We start from the raw sequence: 19141 nt of genomic DNA, 5'->3' as shown, positions 1-19141 counted from the left end.
CAGTGACTATTTGCCCATGTGCAGGGAAGAAGAGGGTCAGCCATCGAAACCTTAATCGCTTTTCATCGTATATAATGGACAGAAGAACACCAGATTAAACGTAAGGAGCGTCCCTTTATGTCTATATTCAAACGCGTAGGCAACATTATCCGCAGCAATAAACAGCAGGAACCGGTCAGACAAGCGAACCCCTTCGAGGAATCCCGCGTCGGCGATATCGTCAACGTCGATCTTGAGGAGTACGTCGTTTCCGGGAAAGTGATTTATTTCGACCGCGGTTTCGAGCCTCACCGGTATGCGTACTATCTTCAAAGCGGCAAAGATGTCCGCTGCCTGCTGATCGAGAAAGGCCGTTCTTACGAGTGCTTCCTCTGCGATTTTATGGAGGGAGCGCTCGACGACCCGAACGACGTGCCTTCCCGGCTCGAGCTTGACGGAGAAGACACGTTCGAACTGGAGCATCACCGCAGCGATGTGACCCGTACGGAAGGCAGCACCGATTTCCGCAGCGGCGACGAAGTCATGATCTGGAGATACTTCGGACCCGACGACCGCTATTTCTTCCTGCAGTGGCAGGACGGCAAATTCGTCGCCATGCAGGGCGAACGCACACCGGCCTCGCAGGTTAAATTTATGCGGGCGACGCTTTAACGTCCGGCGGGCGGAAAACCGGTTTGTTCATTCCGGCGGCGAACGGCGCTGAGGCTGCAGACGGCCGCACAGACTGTCTGTGCGGCTTCTCCAGTTCAAACGGAGGCTTCTGTTTTTGATTCCCCCTTCAGCCTTCAGGAGGTGCCTTCCGCTTGAACAGATGGACATCATGGATTTCCGGCCTGCTAGTATTTGTTCTGCTCACGGGCTGCGCCCCCAACGCCAGCGATTTCGTCCGGCAAGAGTATAATCTCACCAGCGCCGACGGATCGGGCAGCAATTTATCGAAAGTATACACCGCCGAGAATAAAGACGTCCCGGCCGTGGCCAAGGAACTCGCCGACCGGGAGAAACCGCGCGAAATCAGCAAGGAATCGCAGGATCAGATGTTTCTGCTCTATCCCGACAAGGTCATCAACCTGCAGCGGGACGATCAAAACCCGGCGAACACCCTGGTCCAGGTGGATTCAATCCAATATGCCAGGGAGCATTACTCGCCCTCCTTCCTGCAGACCTTCCTGACCGTAGCCATGCTTCAATCCGTCCTCGGCGGCGGGTTTTTCAACAGCCGCGGGGTCGGCGATTACCGCGGCTACCGCTCTACCCCGACCTACCGGGGGACGCCCGGGGGTTATTCGCCCGGCATGGGTACGGGTACGGGCACGACCAAGCCGCCCGTAACGTCGGACCGCGAAGGGTCGTTCCGTACTCCGGGCAGCCCGTCCGGCACTACCGGCGGGATCGGGGCCGGAACGGGAGCCGGCGACCGCCGCAGCGAGATCACCAATCCCGGGCGCACAAAGCGCGGGATCGGGACAAAACCCGGAACAAGCGGCCGTTCCGGATCGTTCAAAAGGCGGCGGTAAGCCGGTTGCCGGCGGCCGCCCCCCTTCCCTTGCAATACGAGCCGGTACCCGCGCTATGCCGGGAACTGGCGAGCCGTGCGTCCGTTCGTTGAACGGCCGCACGGCTTTTTACATAGGCCGCTCCTGCTTAATTCTTCCGCGTTTCGGGTAAAAGAACAACGAACGAGCAGCAGAACCGCAACCCGGAAGGAGGAACGATCATGCCTTGGACCAAGAACGACTATCCGCCCTCAATGAAAAATTTGCCCGAGCGGGTCCGCGATAAAGCCGTTGAAATCGCCAACGCCCTGCTGGACGACGGATACGAGGAAGGCCGCGCGATCGCGATTGCTACCGCGAAGGCGGAGGAATGGGAAGAAAAACATCCCGATCACCGGAGCGGCGGCAAAAGCGGTACGGAACGCCGGGCTTCTTCCTCTCCCTCCTCACCGCTCCATGTCGTACCGGACGGCGACGGCTGGGCCGTTAAAGCCGAGGGAGAAGATAAGCCCCGTTATGAAGCGGACACGAAAAGCGATGCGGTCAAAAAAGCCGACAAGCTTGCTTCAGACGCCAACACGAGAGCCGTCATCCACCGGAAGGACGGCACCGTTCAGAACTCGCACAATTACTCTTAACCCCACAAACGGACCGGCTGAAAGTAACCTGAGCGGAAGAATGACAGGTTTATTTTCGAAAAGGTCCGTTTTTTTATTGTCCTCCGGTCAATTCCTCTTGATGTTTATCCCGGATGAGTGGTACTTTTAATCTGCATACTACTTCTTGAGGTGATCGTGTGGACAAAAAAGCGATTTCCATCGCGGTTGTAATACTCGGCGCGGCACTCGTCGCGTTCGGCTTTAACATGTTTCTTATTCCGCACGAACTCCTGAGCGGCGGAGTATCCGGTATTGCGATGGTAATCGGATACTTGACGAACATGAATATTTCCATTTTATACTTCGTCCTGAACCTGCCCTTGATCATCTGGGGGCTTGTCATTATTGGACGCCGGTTCATCATTATCAGCGTCGGCTCCGTTATCGCCACAACCTGGTTCATGCAGATCATACCGGTCCGTGAGCTTGTGCAAGAGCCTATACTCGGAGCCGTATTCGGCGGCGTGCTTGTCGGAATCGGCGCCGGCATCACGATGCGGGCGGGCGGCTCCACGGGCGGGTTCGACATCGTGGGGTCCATTCTGACGCGCAAGCGCGATTTTCCTCTCGGCCAGATGCTGTTCGCTTTGAACGGCGGCGTTATTTTTCTGCTCGGTTATTTTAAAAACAACTGGGACCTCGCCCTCTTTTCGATGCTATCCATTTATATTGCCGGCAAGGTGATCGATACGATTCATATCCGCCATATCAAAGTGACCGCCTTCATCGTGACGAAGCAGAGAGAGGCGCTTCTGGAGAAGCTTCTCGTGATTCCGCGCGGGGTGACCGTTATCCGTACGGAAGGAGCTTATACGAATCAGGAGCAGAGTCTGCTGATGACGGTAACGACGCGTTACGAACTGGTCGGCCTGCAGAAAATCATTAAAGAAACCGATCCTAAAGCGTTCGTGAACGTGGTCGAAACGGTCGGTGTCTTCGGTGAATTCCGCCGTCAATAGCACCGGATTTAATCGGGAGTCCTCCACGATGTGCCAATGCAACCCGCCGCTCTTTATGGTATAATGAAAGAAGGCATCAGCTTGGCTTCATTTTCGGTTTACGAGTAATATTTCCGCTTAGCTTTCTCATCAAATCCGGATAGGAAGGATGATGGAAATGGAAACCGTAAAACTGTCTCATATCGTGAAGACTTACACCCCTGAGCTTTATACGTTTTTAACGCGTACGGAACTCAATTCCGAAATCGTCCTCGTGAACGGAATGCAGTCCCTGGATCAGGAAGATGTGATTGAAATTGTACAGTTTAGCATAAACGAGAACCGCAAAGACGCCTTCCTCCAGTAGGAGGGCGTCTTTTTTGCAGCTATGTTCACAAAAAAGTAGCAAATGAACTGGATTGGTGTCCCATTACATGGTATGATAAGGTCACGATTGAATAGCCTGGTTGCATGCCGGCATCGAATTGGAGGTACATGTAATGAATTTTTTCTCTCCATGGCATTTACTGCTCGTTGTTCTAGTTGCTTTACTGCTATTCGGACCAAGCAAACTGCCTGAACTGGGACGCGGCTTCGGACGTATGTTCAGAGAATTCAAAGACGCGACTAACGGTCTTGTTTCCGACGAACCGAACCAAGCGGCTCCGGCGCGTAAAGAAGTCAACACTAATTCTTCCGTTGAAGAAGAAGCGCGGAAATAATTTCATACGCCCCTTTATACACAGAAGACTCCGCGTGATGCATGCAGGGTCTTTTTTATTTGAACATAAGCTGTAAAATACAGAACAGACCGGCGAGAGAGTTCTCTAGCCGGTCTGTTCTGTATTGCGAAAAGCTCTTGCGGATTGAACCATCCGGACGAAGCACGCCGGCTCTGTTTCAGCGCAATCCCGGCCAGTTCCCCCGGGACGCCTGCTGCCAGCGTCCTCTGATTTCGGCAATCGCTTCGATCGGCAGCGGCCCCCGGGAGAGGAATGCCGCATTCTCTTCCCAGCGTCCCGGACGCGTCGTTCCCACGATGGCCGTATGGACACCGGGCACCGACAGGGTGAACCGGAGCGCATAAGCGATGGCTTCCGGTACGGATTCGTTCAGAAAATGGTACCGCAGTTGCTTCAAGCGCTCCCAATACTCGTGGTGATAGCTGTCGGCAGGCTTCTCTCCCGTCCGCCAGGCGGCGTTAGCAAGGGGCCTCTTCGCGATGACGCCCATCCCCCGCTGACGGGCTTCGGGAATCGTCAGCTCGATCGCCTCCTGATCGGCTATGCTGAGCGACGTCTGAAGCGTGTCGAACACCCCCGTCCGGACGGCGTACAGGGCGGCTTGCCCGTCTCCGCTGCATCCGATGAAGCGGGTTTTGCCCTGCTTCTTGAACTTCTCAAGAAGCCCGATCACTTCCCCCCGGCGCAAAATCTCCTCCGGGCAGCTGTGCAGTTGAAGCAAATCCACATAGTCGGTTTTCAGACGTTTCAGGCTGCGGTCGATGCTTTTCTCAAGCATCCCCAAATCCCAGTCTTCTTCTTGAAAACCGGCGCTGTGGCCGATTTTGGTAAACAGGCTGAATTCCGCCCGGCGGTGCGAGACAGCTTTTCCGATTAATTCTTCGGAATCTTTGTAACATTCTCCTGTATCGATAACGGTAAGTCCCGCGTCCAGCGCTCGGCCCAGCAGATTTTCCACCGTTCCCGGGTCAATGCCCTGGTAGCCGATTTCGGCGCCTCCGAATCCAAGCGGGCTTACCTGCAGGCCTGTCCGGCCCAAAATCCTCTTTTCCATCCCGATGCCTGACTCTCCTTTCAACCTTTACGGAAAGTCTCTGTCATCGACAGGAAGTAAGTGACCGTTCTAAGAATACGCTCGCGGATTTGGAGCGTTTCCGGCTCGCCCTGTTCGTTAAACGTCCGGCCTGCGCCCCCGATGGAAATCCATTCCGGGCAGTTAACGCCGTGAAGGTTGCGGACAACCGTCTGAAGCTGCTGCAGCGAGCTGACTCCGACAGCGCCGCCCGCGGAACTCATCGACAGCACGACTTTGCCGTCCACGTACTGGGCGTCCATGTGATCGAGCGCGTTTTTCAGTACGCCGCTCATGGCGCCATGGTATTCCGGCGTAGCCAGAACGATGCCGTCCGCCTCCATGACCGTTTTTTTCATATGGACTAGATTCTCGTCCTCGACTACGCTCGGATCCGGGCTATAAAGCGGGACAGGCTGTTTGTACAGGTCGACCAGGGTCACTTCCGCCCCTTTTTCCGTCAATACTTGTCCGACATAGGCGCTTAAAAGGGTTGTGCTTGCCCCTTCGCGGTTGCTTCCGCTAATAATTACGATTTTCATTCTTCCGTTTCTCCTTTTCTTAAACCGGACTCTCGACGGCGGATTCGATTACGTACCCCGCGCCGTTTCCCACCCGTTTTTTCTCAATGATCGTCGTTTGCACGACTTCAGGCGCCACTGTGAAATGGCGGACAAGATGACCTTCTACCGCATCGAACGCCTTAGCGTCCGTTTCGGCCACAACAATCAGATAAGCCAGACTTTCTTTAAGCTCCAGCTCTACTTTGTATAAGAACACCTTCATTCCCTCCTTCTCCCACCGATATACTCGGCATCTCTGCAAGATTCCCTTTATGTTACCAAATTGTCAAGGATTTGCCTAGATGATCCTTGGCTGCTCTCGCTTGTTTTCTTTCTCTTCCTCTTTTGTTTAATATATAGAAAAAGGAGCTGACCCCTATGCTGAATATAACGGCCTTAACGAAAATGGACTTGACGTATTTGCAGGATCATCTGCCTGAAGATTTAAAAGACGCCGTCTCTCTGGCGCAATTTCCGACTGCAGAAGAGGCGGGAGACCGGCTCGCTTCCACGGACATTCTTCTTACTTCCGGAGCGTTTCAAGACGACTGGCTCCCTCTGCTGCCCAAGCTGCGCTGGTTCCAAAGCCTCTCGGCCGGTGTCGACAAGCTGCCTCTTCGCCAATTGGACGAGAAAGGCATCCAGGTAACCAACATGAGCGGTGTCCACTCCATCCAAATGAGTGAATATGCGCTGTCCGTCATGCTGGACTTCGTCCGCCGTGCACGTACGCTTATGGAGAGCCAGAGCCGCAAAGAATGGAATCACCGGATTCGTACCGCAGAGCTTCACGGCCAGACGCTCGGCCTTATCGGCACGGGAGCGATAGGTTCGGAAGTAGCCCGGAAGGCGAAAGCGTTCGATATGAAGGTGGTCGGCTACAGCCGCTCCGGCCGGGACAGGGAACATTTCGACGACATGCGAAAAGGAAAGAGCGGCCTTCACTCTCTCCTGCGCGAATCCGATTTTGTCGTCGTGATCGTCCCCGCCACGCGCGAGACGGAAAACCTGATCCGGGCCGAAGAGCTGGCCCTTATGAAGCCGTCGGCGTTTCTCGTCAATATGGCCCGCGGCAGCGTGATCGACGAAACGGCTCTGATCGAGGCGCTGCGGAAAGGCACCCTTGCCGGTGCGGCGCTGGACGTATTCCGGGAAGAGCCGCTTCCTGCGGATTCCCCCCTCTGGGGAATGGAGCAGGCTGCTCTTACGCCTCATATCGCGGGAAATACGCCGAAATATGTAGAGCGGTGTGCGGAAATTTTATTTCCGAATATCCGCCGTTTTATCGAAAATAAACCGCTGATGAACCGGATCGATCCGGACCACGGTTATTAATAAGCGCCGTTTTACGCCGGGTCTGCTGTCGGATAGGACGGGACTCGGTGCGGCCGCATCTATCACAAAAGCCTTCCTCCTCCATATGCCCGCTGAGGCCGTGGAGAAGGAAGGCTTTTGTGTACTGGCTAGTTCCGGCGTACCGGTCACCTGCCTCGCAGGGTTACTGCGACAAGCGAAGCGCAAGGTTATACAATTCCATGTTGAACGGACGCTTCGTGTTCACGACAAGATCGATATCCGTCGCAACGAGTTCGCCTTTGATCACGCCGCAGGATTTGCCGGAGTCGCCCTCGATGAGTCTGCGCACGGCGAAGTCTCCAAGGCGGCTTGCCAGAATGCGGTCCGTATGAGTCGGCGTTCCGCCGCGCTGAATGTGGCCGAGAACGGTCACGCGGGCATCGATTCCGTTATGCTCCATGATCTGGCGGGCGATATCATCCCCTTTGCCGGCGCCTTCCGCAACGAGAATAATGCTGTGACGCTTGCCGTGGGCAAAGTTGTCGCTCATCCGTTTCGCGATTTCCTTGCAGTCGTGAGGAACTTCCGGCACGAGGATTGTCTCGGCGCCGCTGGCGAGTCCCGCGTACAGGGCGATTTCGCCGCAGTGACGGCCCATCACTTCGACCACCGAGGAGCGCTCATGCGAAGTCATCGTATCGCGGAGCTTGTTAATCGCGTCCACGACGATGCTGACAGCCGTGTCGAATCCGATGGTGAAATCGGTGAAGGCAATGTCGTTGTCAATGGTGCCTGGAAGACCCATGGTCTTGATTCCGAGCTTGCTCAGCTTGTTAGCCCCTTGATAAGAGCCGTCTCCGCCGATAACGATCAGGCCGTCAATGCCTCTGTTGCGGAGATTCTCCGCTCCGAGCTGCTGGCCTTCCGGCGTCGTGAATTCTTTGGAGCGGGCCGTCTGCAGGATCGTTCCTCCACGCTGGATAATATCTCCTACGCTTCTTAGATCCATTTCCGTAATATCGTTATTAATCAGCCCCTGGTAGCCGCGTTGGACACCGAATACCTTCACACCGTGATAAAGTGCGCTGCGAACAACGGCGCGTACGGCTGCGTTCATCCCTTGGGAGTCGCCGCCGCTCGTAAGAACTGCGATAGATTTTACTGCTGTCATTAAAGTTCCTCCTTGCTTATCTATGAGCAATATAATGAGAGATCAGGACGTTTTGCGGATCACAAGACTGTTTATCCAGAAAAACAAACGGCTGATCGTACTGTCTTTCATAAGATTACGGGATATTTGCCGGACAACCGGCTGGTCTTTCACTTTGGGGTCGGACAAATAAAGGGCAAGCAGTCCTTCAATCACCATGCGGTGGAAAGCGGCGTCTTCCAGTTTCGAAGTGCCTTCCTTGGCCTGTTCGGCCACATAAGCGATCCGCCGGATCGTTTCATCCATATCCGCGTAGTAAAAACAAAAATTCAAATCTCCGCCGACACGGTCTTCTTCCTGGTCGATGAGATAATCCAGCAGAATATGAAGCCCGCATACGTAAGGGAAATAGGCGCTTTTAATCCCCTCCACCCGCCGACGGTCCAAATTGCGGTCCGAAGCCGCCGCGAACAGCATGAACATGCCGAGCGTCGAGCCGGTTGCCGCCGAAAATTCGTTCCAAGTCAAATCGGGGTAGTTCGCGCTATGTTCCGCCCACCAGTCCAGCAGGGCTTGTTCGCGAAGTTCCGGGCGAATATGTTTGTACACCTGCAAATCACAATAGAGCCCCACAAGCGAGCGGACCGCATCGGCCGCCAGCCCGTACGAAGGAAGCTCGGCAATGCTTTTCTGGCAGGTCTGTACGAGTTTGACCAGATAGCCGTTGTCTTCTTTCTCAAGACGATAGGCGTAATAATCGTGAAGGGGAGCCGCCGGGTCGACCGCGTCCAACATGGATTGATGCAGCATCCGAAAATCCTGCGGGTCCAGTGAAGTGCTGCGGTCGCACAGATTGTCCAAGTAGTCGCTGATGGTCTGGAACGCGACAATCAGCGAAATGAGCACCTGCCTCATCGGTAAATTGATTACCGCATAGATGGCGCCGCCCTGACAGTGAAACTGTTTGGATGTCATGCTGGCAATCGCCTGCGTCCGCAGCTCCTCGTCCGGAATCCGCTCCGCTTCGCGGCGCCAGCCCTCCAATTCCCGTTTAACGCCCGGAAGCACATATTTGTATACCCGGTACATAAGGCCCAGAGGCCCCCGGGGAACGTTTAAAGATGGTTTATTCGGCAAGTTCAACGAGTTCTCCTCCATAACACTGGCGATAGCAGTAGGCAAGCAGCAGTTTGAACTCCAGGTATTGGATATGGGTGAGCCAAGCTTCAATGTCCGGATTTTGCAGCAGGGTTACCTGAAGCTCGACGGCATCCGCAAATACGGAGGAATTCCACTCTGGAGAAGTAACGAGAACGTCAATCTTCGCTTTCATCGCTTCATGCTCTATCGCCCGGAGCCCCGGCTGGCGGTCCAGAAAGGACCGGACCTCGTTGACCAGGTCGGTATGAATCGGATGGTTGCCCGCGTCCTGCAGCCAATACTTCGCATTGCTGTAGTCGCCTTCCATCCGGTGCATCAGCCCGTGCCAATAGCTTCCGGTTTCATTTGTAATGGACTGGGAAATTTCATGACTGTTGTCAAGACTCTCATTTAACAGATAGAGTCCCGATTTTAGCGCCAGTGCATAAGGTTCTTTATCTGGATTGTCTCCGCTTAATGCGGAAACCTGAAGTTTGTCGATCCGGACATCGATCAGCGAATCCCATTCTTCGATCGGATACAGCGAAGGCTGCCTTCCGAGCAAAGGCTTGACGATCAGTCTGATCCAAGACGGTTTCTCATTTTCTGTTGGCACCTCGAGCACTCCTTCCTGCGGCTCAGACCTGGCGCTTCAGATCCAATCTCAATTTTTCTTTCTATCTTACCAGAATTGCGGAGCTTTTACACCTTGTCTCCTCCGGCAGTTCTGCCGCAGGAAGAATACGTGCGTATCCGCGCAGAGAGAGAATCACCGGAAGGAACCCTCTGCCGTTAACCATGTATCTTGCTTTCCACTTCCTGATTCGTCCGGAACCAGAGATGAAGGTCGTTGATGGCGCTGGCCAGATCGGCAATCTGCGAATTAAGCGCGCAGGAAGCCGGAAAATCGTCCTCGACGTTCAACTTGTTCTGCTTGGCGATAATCTGTCCTTCAAGCTGCTTGATCCGGTCCGGGATCGTCCCTCGTATTTGTTCCCATTGAAACAGAATGGACTCTCTTTCTCTTAGAGAGTACTCTTCCCACTCCTTATCGAACTCGGGGACCGGGATTCCCAATCGCTCGTCAAAAATAAAACGGCAGGTCACAAGGCACCCCCTTCGGCTTAATCCGGCGCGATGTCTAACAATCTTATCTTCTAATGTATCACGAGGCGCCGTAACCTTTCCACTACAAGTTAACGGTAACTTGCACCCTGCCGTTACCCGCATCCTACTCCATCCCAATTATACCGGGATATGACTTTTGTCATGGTTTCGGAGCGTCCATACAGGACCTTACGGCTATCGGACGGTCCATAACGCCACTGTGCCGGGATATGGCACCGGATTTGTTCATATAGGAGCAACCGGGATAAGCAGCCGCCCCTATTCTCCAAACGACTGCCGATAGCGGTGAAATGCTCAATTGCGCCACCGCCAGCGGCCTCCGTATACTGGATGGAAAGAATAGGGGACGCCCTTACGGCGTCCTCCGTTTTTTACAGAACAACGAAGACAGGTGGTCGCCTTGAAAAAACAAAATGATTTCGTCTTGCGGGGATTTACGTTTTCCTATTATATGATGATGGCCATAATCGCCTCATTTTTCCCTCTTTACTTCGATTCGCGCGGCTATTCCAAAGCCGAAATCGGACTGCTGTACTCCATCGGGCCGATGGTCAGCATCTTTGCCAACCTCGCCTGGGGATTCGCGAGCGACCGGCTGCAGAAGATCAAGCCGATTATGATCACCCTGTATATCGGACAGCTCGTTTTTGTCGTCTCCATGTTCGGAACCGATTCCTTTACCGTGCTTTACGCCTTGATGGCCGGGTTTTACTTCTTCCAGCAGCCCGCCCAATCCCTGAACGACAGCCAGCTCCTGCTGCATGCCAGCCAGACGGGAAAGAGCTATTCCTCCTTCCGGATATTCGGCTCCATCGGCTTTGCTTTCTCGGCGCTTTTTTTCGGGCTCCTTATAAAAGAAACTAATATCGGCCTTACTTCGTCTATAAGTATAGCGGTTATTGTCATCGGGCTGATTTTCACCTTCGGCCTGGTCGATACACGGGTTGCTTACAGCAAAATGGACTTTAAGGGCATGGGAAAAGTGATCGGCTCCCCCCGGCTGCTGATCTTCCTTCTGCTCGTCCTTATCATGTCGATTTCGCACCGGATCAATGACGGCTTTCTGGCTCTGCATCTGCGCGAGCTGGGGGCCTCGGACATGACGGTCGGCACGGCGATGATGCTTTCGTCACTAAGCGAAATTCCGGTGTTTTTTCTGCTGGGCAAATACGGGAACCGCTACAAAGAGCTGCCGCTTCTGGCCATTGCCGGATTTATGTACGCCATCCGCTTCCTGATCGTCAGCCTGTCGGATCATACCGGCTGGGTTCTGCTCGCGCAGACTATGCACAGCGTGACCTTCGGCATTTTCTTCGTCACGGCTCTGCGCTACCTCGCCCAGATCATTCCGGATGAGTACAGAGCGTCCGGCCAGGCTATTTTCGCCGTTACGTGGTCCGGCCTTGCCGGGATCATCAGCGGAAGATTCGGCGGCCTGATCTATGCGGATTACGGAAGCACGGTCCTCTACGGAATCGGATCCGGGCTTGCCGTTGCGGCTGCGGCCGGTTTCCTCGTATTCCATGCCCGTCTGAACGCGCTGGAAGCCAGATTAACTGCTATTTCAACGAAAAAGGAGGATTCGCATGCTTGAGGTAAGCGGGCTTTCGCATACCTTTCTAAGCGGTACGGAACAGTCCCAGGTGTTGAAAGACATCAATTTTACCGTGAACAAAGGAGAAATCGTAGCCCTGCTCGGAAGCTCCGGCTCCGGTAAATCCACACTGCTCAACCTGATGGCCGGACTGATGAAGCCGACGGAGGGCAGCATTCTGATCGACGGACAGCCGATCGAGCGCATGAGCGAAAACAAGCTCGCCGAATTCCGGCGCCATCATATCGGATTTATTTTTCAATCCTATGAGCTCATCTCGCATTTAACCGTCCGGGAGAACGTCGAGCTTCCGCTCGTCTTTCAAAGCGTCAAGCCCGGCGAACGGCGCGAGCGCGCCATGAGTCTGCTTACGCAGGTCGGACTGGCGGAGAAGACGGAACTCTTCCCCTCCCAACTGTCCGGCGGACAACAGCAGCGCGTATCGATCGCGCGTTCGCTGATCACCCGTCCTCCCGTCGTCTTCGCGGACGAACCTACGGGGAATCTGGACACCAAGACCGAGAAGGAGATCATCGACCTGCTGCTCGAATTGAACCGCACGCTTCAGCTTACGTTCATCATCGTCACGCATGAACGCGAAGTGGCGGCCAGAACGCAGCGGGTCATTCAGCTGAAAGACGGACGGCTCGCCGAAGACAGCGATTACCTGCACGGTGAGGATGAGACGGCGGCGGCCTTGGCCCATGAAGCTCCTCCTGCAATCGCGCCGGAGCCCCCCCTCCATGCCGGACAAGCCGGAGGTGAGCGTCCATGAAGATGCGCGATTACATGGGGCTCGGCTGGGATCAGCTCAAACGACGGAAAGTCGTCACCGCTCTATGTGCGCTCGGGATTTCCATCGGTTCCGCCGCTATCGTTGTCGCCCTGGCCGTAGGGGAATCCGCTTCTCATTACAGCGAGCAGCAGATGAAAGCATACCTGAAAACCGATGAGATTACGATCCGCAACGACCAGAGCCAAGACCAGGGGTCAGAGGGCTCCGCATCGGACAAATCCGGCTCCGCTGCCGGTTCCATTACAAATCAGAAGCTCGATCTGATCCGGACGCTGCCGCACGTCAAAGCCGTCGCCAGCTTTCAGCAGGTCGGTCACTTCTTCTTTAAGCTCGACGACGGCAAAATCGGCAGTTTCGAGCTGGTCGCCACGGATCTGGATACGCTCGAAAAGTTCGGACACGAGTTCCAGCAGGGCGGCCCTTCCGATATCGAAAACACGATTATTCTGAATCCCGGTGCCACCATGGGTCTTCTCGACGAGGAAACCATGAAGAACCGGGATCGTCAAATGCGGGCGAACCAGAACGATCCGACCCTCTGGGAAACGTTCCGGGAATTCGATAAAATCCCTACATCTCTTTATCAGAAGAAGATTACGCTGACGCTGGAACACCCAAGCGCATCGAAAGGCAAAGCGCAGGCGCAAATCCCTGTACGGGTCGCCGGCGTCCTGAAAAAAGGGGAAAGTGTGCCCAGCAACATGGTTATGTATGACAAAAAGGGATACATTTCCCACGCTCTTGCCAAACAAATCCGCGAAGCCATTAAAGCTTCGGCACCGCCGGACAGCGAAACCGCCAAGCGGATGGGAGCGGGCGAATCCTACTCGGAGGTACTGGTTAAAGTCGAGAACTCGAGCCATATCGAAACCGTCGACAAGCAGATTCAGAAGCTTCGCCTGAATACCCAGAACAACCTTCATCAGGAAGAGAGAATGCAGGGAGAATTCGTCATCATCCGGGTCGTCTTTCTCGGCGTAGGACTGTTCGTCCTGTTCATCGCCTCCATTTCCATTGTGGTCGCCATGACGATGTCCACCTACCAGAGACGACGTCAAATCGGCATCATGAAGGTGCTTGGAGCGAATCTGAGGCAAATCCGCAACATGTTCATCGTAGAGTCGGCGCTCTTGGGGCTGCTGGGCGGAATTCTCGGCATTCTCCTGTCCTACTGGGTCGTCTGGGGTATTAACGCTCTAACCTTCATGATGGGCAAAAATTCTGCGGGCGAAGACTCCCAAATCTTGTTTATATCCACCTGGATTCTTCCCGTCGGTCTCTTCTTTGCCATCATGACAGGGGTTCTCTCAGGTATCTATCCCGCTGTGAAAGCGTCCAAAACCGACGCCCTGACAGCTATCAAACGCGAATAGGAGTGAAAACGGTAACGATGAAGAAAAAAATTTGGGCACTGGCGGCGGCGGTTGTCGTCATAGGAATCAGCGCGTTTTTATACATAAAAAGCCATCCTCAAACAGGTCCTAATCCCGCCGATATGGCGATGAACAATCCCCTTTCTTTCAAAGTGACCCGCGAAGAGCTGGTCGGCTCCATTGAAGTGAAAGGCAAATCATCTTATGAAAAAGAGACCTGGGTACACGCCCCGTTCAGCGGGGATATCGTGAAGTGGAACGTAACCGAAGGCGCTCAAGTGAAAAAGGGCGACTCTCTTTTCGTCCTCGACAGTGCGGCCATCGATGCCGAAGTCGTTCAGATGCAGGCCAACCTGAAAAAACAGGACCTGGAAGCGCAGCTCGCCAAATTCCAGGAACGTTCCGCCCAAGCTCCGGCAGGTTCCGGCGAATCCGGCGACGGCATGTCGGAATCGGACGCCAAGAAACGCTATGTCGATGCCGAAAGCGCCAAAGTCCAGGCCCAGCTCAATACCATGAACCGCGAGACGGCCCAGAACCAGCTGGGAGAAAAACAGAAAATGCTCGCCAAAGCGAATTTTAAAGCACCGGAAAGCGGCATTTTTCTTTTCGAGGATTCTTCCAAAATTCCGCAGGCCCTTCAGGCCAATAACCGGATCGGCAAAATTGTCGATTTGTCCAAGCTTGAGCTGCTCTGCTATGTGGGAGAATTCGATGTTTTTCAAATCAAGCCGGATATGCCGGTCCAAGTCAAGATCAATGCTCTTGCCGACGTTCCGCTGAAAGGCAAAGTCAAACAAGTGTCCAAATTCGCCAAATCGGGAACGGAAGCGGCCACCTCCGCCACAGCCCAGTTTGAAGTCATCGTCTCTTTGGAACCCAACGACAGGCTTATTGCCGGACTCAGTTTAACGGGCACCATTGAAACGGCCCGCAAGGCCGACGCTCTTGTCGTTCCTACCCTTGCCGTACAGCGTGATAAAGACAAGCATTTCGTCATGCTTGAAACACCGGGCGGCGTGGAGCGCAAAGAAATTACAATCGGCATGGAAACCGCCGATAAAACCGAAGTGGTCAGCGGCTTGAACGAAGGAGATACCGTCGTCCTCCAGTAACCATTCCGGGCGGAAAGGACCGCTTGTCCGTCATCGGCTTTCCCTATGCAAACTGCCGGATTTGGACTATAATTAGGAGAAGATATTAGTACCAAGTCTTAAGGACAGTATCCAGGAACCAGCGGAAAGTAGGGACTGTACGCATGAACTATGAAGATTTCAAATCCGTCGTGCTCGAAAGACGGAGCGTCCGGAAATTCACGGAAGACCCTGTCTCGGTTGAGGACGTACGCGAACTGATTGACTGCGCCAGATACGCACCGAGCGATACAAACTCACAAACATGGAAATTTATTGCCGTCATGAACGGCGACCTCATCAAAACGATCGAAGACGTTACGTGGGAAGAACTTCACAAAAGGGCGGCCGATGCCGAAGAACGCGGCTTATCCCGTGAAGGCCGCCTTCTCGTCAAGTCTTTCGGACCGTATGCGACCGCGTTCTCAGGCGCGCCCGTGCTGATTATTTGCCTGGCCACCCCTTACGAGTCCAAATTCCGCGAGCGCATTTTCGACCCGATCAAGCTTGTGGAAAACTCCGTCTGGGATGAAGAAGGCATCAAGAGCTCCTGCCTCGCCGCCCAGAACCTGATGCTTGCCGCTCATGCGCGCGGCTTGGCGACTTGTCCCATGACCGGACCGGTCCTCCTTGCCCAGCACAGGCTCCGCGAGCTTCTCCCGATTCCGGAAGAAGCGCAGGTCAACATGGTCATCGCCCTCGGTCATCCGCAGGAGCGTCCGGGCAAGCTGGCCCGTAAAGAAGTGGATGAGATACTCGAAATCATCAACTGACCGGTCCAAACGCAAGTAAACTTTCAAAGCCTCCCCTTTCCAAGCCGGAAACCGGGAGGCTTTCTTTTCACGTTTTCTTTTTATGTTCACCCCGTAATGAACTTCAGGAGGCGGTATGATGGCACAATTACCCGTACTTACACAAGAACTTGTAAAGCGCCTGGAGCAGGCGGAAACAGCTTTCTGGACTTCACGCATAGAAGCCATCGGCAGCCGCGAAGGCAACCCGATGGGCGTTCACACGGTGCGGTTCGGTCATACAAGCGCGGTTTGCACGGAGCATATGCCCTGGCCCTTGTTCAATACCGTCAGGGGCCTGAGTTCCGGTGATGTCGGAGAACTCGGGGCGATTCTCCGTTTTTACGCGGAATACGGCCGTTCCTGCACGTTCGAGCTCACTCCCGGCAAAGCGGACAAGTCCGTTACATACGCGCTGGCACGACAAGGCTTTTATCAGGAAAGCTTTCATGCTTATATGTACGGCCTGCCGGAACCTATCGCTCCCATGCTTCCGCCTCACATCCGGATTGAGCCGATCACGTCGGCAGACCGGTTCGACCTATACGGGGAACTGCACTGCGTGGGAACAGGGATGGATATTAGCGCAAAGCAGCATTTCATCGACAACAACATCGTTCTGCTTAACCGGCCGGGATGGCATATATACGTGGGCTATGTAAACGACGAGCCGGCCGGAGTCAGTGTGATGCACATCGACGGCGACATCGCCTCATTCACCCTGGCCGCGACGATGCCGCAGCACAGGGGCCGCGGCCTGCACAGCGCTATGCTGCAGGTACGCATGCATGAGGCGGCCAAACGAGGCTGCCGGCTAGTGGCCGCACAGGCCGCCTTCGGCAGCGTGAGCCAGAACAACATGGAGCGCGCCGGCATGAGGCTCGCTTATACGCGCGCCGTCTGGAGCGCTTTGGGCGAGTAGCCCTGGCGCGGTAGCCCTGGCGCGGTAGCCCTGGCGCGGTACACAAAAAAGGAGAGCGGAACGGCTAATGCCGCTGCTCTCCTTTTTTGTGTCAATTTCCCGGCCGCGGTGCGCTCCGCTCGTCCGCCGGCGTTCCCGGCTTGCCCGGCCAGAAGGCCGCTCTGCCGAGCAGAAGCGTGATCGTCGGCACAAGGAACGGACGGACGATGAATGTGTCCAGCAGAACGCCGACCGCACAGATCACGCCGAACTGCACGAGCACCTGAATCGGCAGCACGGACAGTACCGCAAACGTGCCTGCCAGAATCAGTCCGGCCGAAGTGATCACGCTGCTCGTCGAGCTCACGCCAAGCCGGATCGCTTCTTTCAGCTTGTGCGTTTTGCTTGCTTTCCATATCCCCGACACCATGAAAATATTATAATCTTCGCCCAAAGCGACCAGGAACACGAACGCGTAAAGCGGAATCAGCCCCTGAATCGCTTCGGTTCCGAAGAACGTGTGCAAAATAAGCCAGCCGGCTCCAAGAGCCGAGAAGTAAGACAGCAGAACGGTGGCCATCAGATAGACCATCGCAACGAGCGAACGGAGATAGACGAGAAGCAGCAGCGCGATGATCCCGATTACAATCGGGATAACCACCTTCGTGTCCTTGCTCGTCACATTCTCGGTGTCGTACTGCTCGGCGGTTTGTCCCGACACCCTCACATGGGAGCCGGCGTTCGCAACTCCCGCATCTTGAAGGGAAGCTTCCGCCGCCGCATACAGATCCGGAATGTGATGAATCGATTCCAGCTCGAACGGATCATCCTTGAACAGCACATCGTAAGCTACGATGTCGGGATTCGTTTTCCCTTTTACAGGTTCCGAGACGGAGTCCACAAAAGAGAGTGCCTTCAGTCTGGCTCCAGCGTCCACCTTATTCCCTTCCGTGTCCACCATCACTTTGGCCGGAGCCAGAGTCCCCGGAGAATAGTGTTCCGAAAGGAGCGTAAACCCTTCTCTGGACGGCATCGTTTCCGGAAAAGAGGAAAGCAGATTAAAGGTATATTTGATCTGCGACGAAACCCCCGCCAGTGCAATCAGCGCAACAAGGCTTACGACCAGAATCGTCTTCGGCTTTTCCGTCACCATCCGCCCCAAAGTTTCGCTCATACGACCGACGGCCCGCTGTCCGCGGACGGGTTTTCCCCGCTTCGCTTCCTTCACGACTCTCTGTTCCGGCGTAAGCGGAGCAAACGGATAGAAAGACTTACGTCCCAGAATGCCCAGAATCGCCGGCACTAGCGTTACGCTCGCTGCGGCCATGATAAACACGGCCAGAGAGAACGGGATGGCAAACCGGTGGTTGGCCCCGTATTTGGCGAAAAGCAGCGCCAGCATCGAAACGATAACCGTCAGCCCGCTCATCCCGATCGCACCGCCCGAACCGAGCAGCGCTTCTTTCACGGCGAGGTGCTTATTCTCGTGCTCCAGAAGCGCCGTCCGGTACCGGGTTGCAAAAAACAGGCAATAGTCCGTTCCCGCTCCGAAAAGCAGCACCGTCATAATAGAAATAGACTGCGCATCCACCACGATCCAGCCAAGCTGCGCCAGCTTTCCGAGTATCGGCGAAATAACGCCGTAAGCGAAGGCCACCCCGACAAGCGGCACAATCGCCATAACGGGCGACCGGTAAAGCAGAATCAGCAGCACGAGCACGAGAATGACCGTCGCCATCAGCAGCGAGAAATCCGCTCCTTTGAACAAATCGTTCGCATCCATGGAAATTCCGACTGGACCGGTAATGCGCGCGATCAGGCCTTCCCCTTTCAGGTCTTTAACCGCAAAAGGATCGCTTCCCGTCACGGCGGCGGATATCTCTTTGAGCTTTGCCGCACTTTCCTTGAGCACCTTGGTTTCCGTTTTTTCTTTAAACGAGACCGGCAGCACGATGGTGGTCCCGTCTTTGCTCACGGACTGCTTCAGAGCCGGTAAAGGCAGCTTGTCAAAAGGAGCTACCGAAGCCTGCTCCGGAAGCGGCGTTTCCGTCAGCCGGCCCGCTATTTTCTGCAGGGCGCCAAGATCACCTTCGGTCAGTCCGGCCTGCCGGTAAAAGACCACCAGCGCCGGGACCCCGCCGCTTGCGGGAAACTGCTCTTTCTCGAGCGCCGCGGCCTGCACGGAGAGCGAATCCGCGGGAAGCTGGTCCGCCGCGTTATTTTCCTGACTGTTGACGCCCGGCCACAGAGCGCTGAGCAGAACGGTCAGCACGATCCAGACTGCTACCGTAACCCATTTGCTTCTGGGACCCGCAACACGGGAAAGCATTCCCTCCATAAAGGACGATGATTTCATTGAGACGTTCTC

Annotated in this window: 21 protein-coding genes; 13 read left to right on the top strand and 8 right to left on the bottom strand. The window is 54.9% G+C overall.

Going from position 1 to position 19141, the window contains the following annotated elements; all coding sequences use genetic code 11:
- Positions 1 to 117: 117 nt before the first annotated feature.
- The 6 genes from ABH899_RS06770 (at position 118) to tatA (ending at position 3815) form a co-directional block, all read left to right on the top strand.
- Positions 118 to 651: a DUF4178 domain-containing protein gene (locus ABH899_RS06770; RefSeq protein WP_009674989.1), complete on the top strand. Its 534-nt coding sequence runs from the start codon at positions 118 to 120 to the stop codon at positions 649 to 651.
- A gap of 152 nt (positions 652 to 803) precedes the next feature.
- A complete protein-coding gene (locus tag ABH899_RS06765; protein WP_369995031.1) occupies positions 804 to 1517 on the top strand; it encodes a DUF4247 domain-containing protein in 714 nt (237 codons plus the stop codon).
- Positions 1518 to 1717: 200 nt separating this feature from the next.
- Positions 1718 to 2134 (top strand): DUF2188 domain-containing protein, encoded by a 417-nt coding sequence (locus tag ABH899_RS06760; RefSeq protein ID WP_369995028.1) that lies wholly within the window; start codon positions 1718 to 1720, stop codon positions 2132 to 2134.
- Between the two features lie 158 nt (positions 2135 to 2292).
- Entirely contained in the window at positions 2293 to 3114 is an 822-nt protein-coding gene (locus ABH899_RS06755; protein WP_009674995.1) for a YitT family protein, read from the top strand.
- Positions 3115 to 3271: 157 nt separating this feature from the next.
- On the top strand, positions 3272 to 3460 hold the full coding sequence (locus ABH899_RS06750; RefSeq protein WP_369995027.1) for a hypothetical protein: 189 nt from the start codon (positions 3272 to 3274) through the stop codon (positions 3458 to 3460).
- 133 nt (positions 3461 to 3593) lie between these two features.
- A complete protein-coding gene (tatA, locus tag ABH899_RS06745) occupies positions 3594 to 3815 on the top strand; it encodes a twin-arginine translocase TatA/TatE family subunit (RefSeq protein WP_103997610.1) in 222 nt (73 codons plus the stop codon).
- A 178-nt stretch (positions 3816 to 3993) separates the two neighbouring features.
- On the opposite strand, the gene ABH899_RS06740 is transcribed toward tatA, so the two are convergent.
- From ABH899_RS06740 to ABH899_RS06730, 3 genes are read right to left on the bottom strand one after another with little or no spacing between them, the layout of a single operon-like run.
- Positions 3994 to 4890 (bottom strand): aldo/keto reductase, encoded by an 897-nt coding sequence (locus ABH899_RS06740; protein WP_369995025.1) that lies wholly within the window; start codon positions 4888 to 4890, stop codon positions 3994 to 3996.
- A 20-nt stretch (positions 4891 to 4910) separates the two neighbouring features.
- The gene (locus ABH899_RS06735; protein ID WP_369995024.1) at positions 4911 to 5450 is read right to left on the bottom strand and encodes an NADPH-dependent FMN reductase; all 540 of its coding nucleotides are present in this window, start codon (positions 5448 to 5450) and stop codon (positions 4911 to 4913) included.
- A gap of 19 nt (positions 5451 to 5469) precedes the next feature.
- On the bottom strand, positions 5470 to 5694 hold the full coding sequence (locus ABH899_RS06730; protein ID WP_084706622.1) for a DUF3906 family protein: 225 nt from the start codon (positions 5692 to 5694) through the stop codon (positions 5470 to 5472).
- Between the two features lie 155 nt (positions 5695 to 5849).
- On the opposite strand from ABH899_RS06730, the gene ABH899_RS06725 reads away from it, so the two are divergent.
- Entirely contained in the window at positions 5850 to 6806 is a 957-nt protein-coding gene (locus ABH899_RS06725) for a D-2-hydroxyacid dehydrogenase (RefSeq protein WP_369995022.1), read from the top strand.
- 163 nt (positions 6807 to 6969) lie between these two features.
- Here the strand turns inward: ABH899_RS06725 and pfkA are convergent, their stop codons facing one another.
- The 4 genes from pfkA to ABH899_RS06705 form a co-directional block, all read right to left on the bottom strand.
- A complete protein-coding gene (gene pfkA / locus ABH899_RS06720) occupies positions 6970 to 7938 on the bottom strand; it encodes a 6-phosphofructokinase (RefSeq protein WP_218229523.1) in 969 nt (322 codons plus the stop codon).
- 42 nt (positions 7939 to 7980) lie between these two features.
- Positions 7981 to 9006, bottom strand: coding sequence for a tetraprenyl-beta-curcumene synthase family protein (locus tag ABH899_RS06715; protein ID WP_138918197.1), 1026 nt, complete (start codon positions 9004 to 9006; stop codon positions 7981 to 7983).
- Positions 9007 to 9043: 37 nt separating this feature from the next.
- Positions 9044 to 9673, bottom strand: a complete 630-nt coding sequence (locus ABH899_RS06710) for a hypothetical protein (protein WP_009674988.1) — start codon at positions 9671 to 9673, stop codon at positions 9044 to 9046.
- Between the two features lie 176 nt (positions 9674 to 9849).
- The gene (locus ABH899_RS06705) at positions 9850 to 10164 is read right to left on the bottom strand and encodes a hypothetical protein (RefSeq protein ID WP_218229521.1); all 315 of its coding nucleotides are present in this window, start codon (positions 10162 to 10164) and stop codon (positions 9850 to 9852) included.
- A gap of 412 nt (positions 10165 to 10576) precedes the next feature.
- On the opposite strand from ABH899_RS06705, the gene ABH899_RS06700 reads away from it, so the two are divergent.
- The 6 genes from ABH899_RS06700 to ABH899_RS06675 all read left to right on the top strand — a co-directional run bounded on the left by ABH899_RS06700 (position 10577) and on the right by ABH899_RS06675 (position 16794).
- Entirely contained in the window at positions 10577 to 11779 is a 1203-nt protein-coding gene (locus ABH899_RS06700; protein ID WP_483312612.1) for an MFS transporter, read from the top strand.
- The gene (locus ABH899_RS06695) at positions 11772 to 12554 is read left to right on the top strand and encodes an ABC transporter ATP-binding protein (RefSeq protein WP_218229516.1); all 783 of its coding nucleotides are present in this window, start codon (positions 11772 to 11774) and stop codon (positions 12552 to 12554) included. The genes ABH899_RS06700 and ABH899_RS06695 overlap by 8 nt, the downstream gene beginning before the upstream one ends.
- On the top strand, positions 12551 to 13948 hold the full coding sequence (locus ABH899_RS06690; RefSeq protein WP_009675023.1) for an ABC transporter permease: 1398 nt from the start codon (positions 12551 to 12553) through the stop codon (positions 13946 to 13948). Before ABH899_RS06695 ends, ABH899_RS06690 begins: the two co-directional genes overlap by 4 nt.
- 17 nt (positions 13949 to 13965) lie before the next feature.
- Positions 13966 to 15063, top strand: a complete 1098-nt coding sequence (locus ABH899_RS06685; protein ID WP_009675005.1) for an efflux RND transporter periplasmic adaptor subunit — start codon at positions 13966 to 13968, stop codon at positions 15061 to 15063.
- A 143-nt stretch (positions 15064 to 15206) separates the two neighbouring features.
- Positions 15207 to 15854, top strand: coding sequence for a nitroreductase family protein (locus ABH899_RS06680; RefSeq protein WP_009675022.1), 648 nt, complete (start codon positions 15207 to 15209; stop codon positions 15852 to 15854).
- A 115-nt stretch (positions 15855 to 15969) separates the two neighbouring features.
- Positions 15970 to 16794, top strand: coding sequence for a GNAT family N-acetyltransferase (locus ABH899_RS06675; protein WP_369995017.1), 825 nt, complete (start codon positions 15970 to 15972; stop codon positions 16792 to 16794).
- A 91-nt stretch (positions 16795 to 16885) separates the two neighbouring features.
- Here ABH899_RS06675 and ABH899_RS06670 read toward each other — a convergent pair whose 3' ends face one another.
- A complete protein-coding gene (locus tag ABH899_RS06670) occupies positions 16886 to 19129 on the bottom strand; it encodes an MMPL family transporter (RefSeq protein ID WP_369995015.1) in 2244 nt (747 codons plus the stop codon).
- Positions 19130 to 19141: the final 12 nt, after the last annotated feature.

The sequence above is a fragment of the Paenibacillus sp. RC84 genome, from assembly GCF_041260495.1.
In the GTDB taxonomy this organism is placed as follows: Bacteria; Bacillota; Bacilli; order Paenibacillales; family NBRC-103111; genus Paenibacillus_F.
The sequence above is the reverse complement of the archived record's forward strand: the minus strand, read 5'-3'. Positions and strand labels throughout refer to the sequence as shown.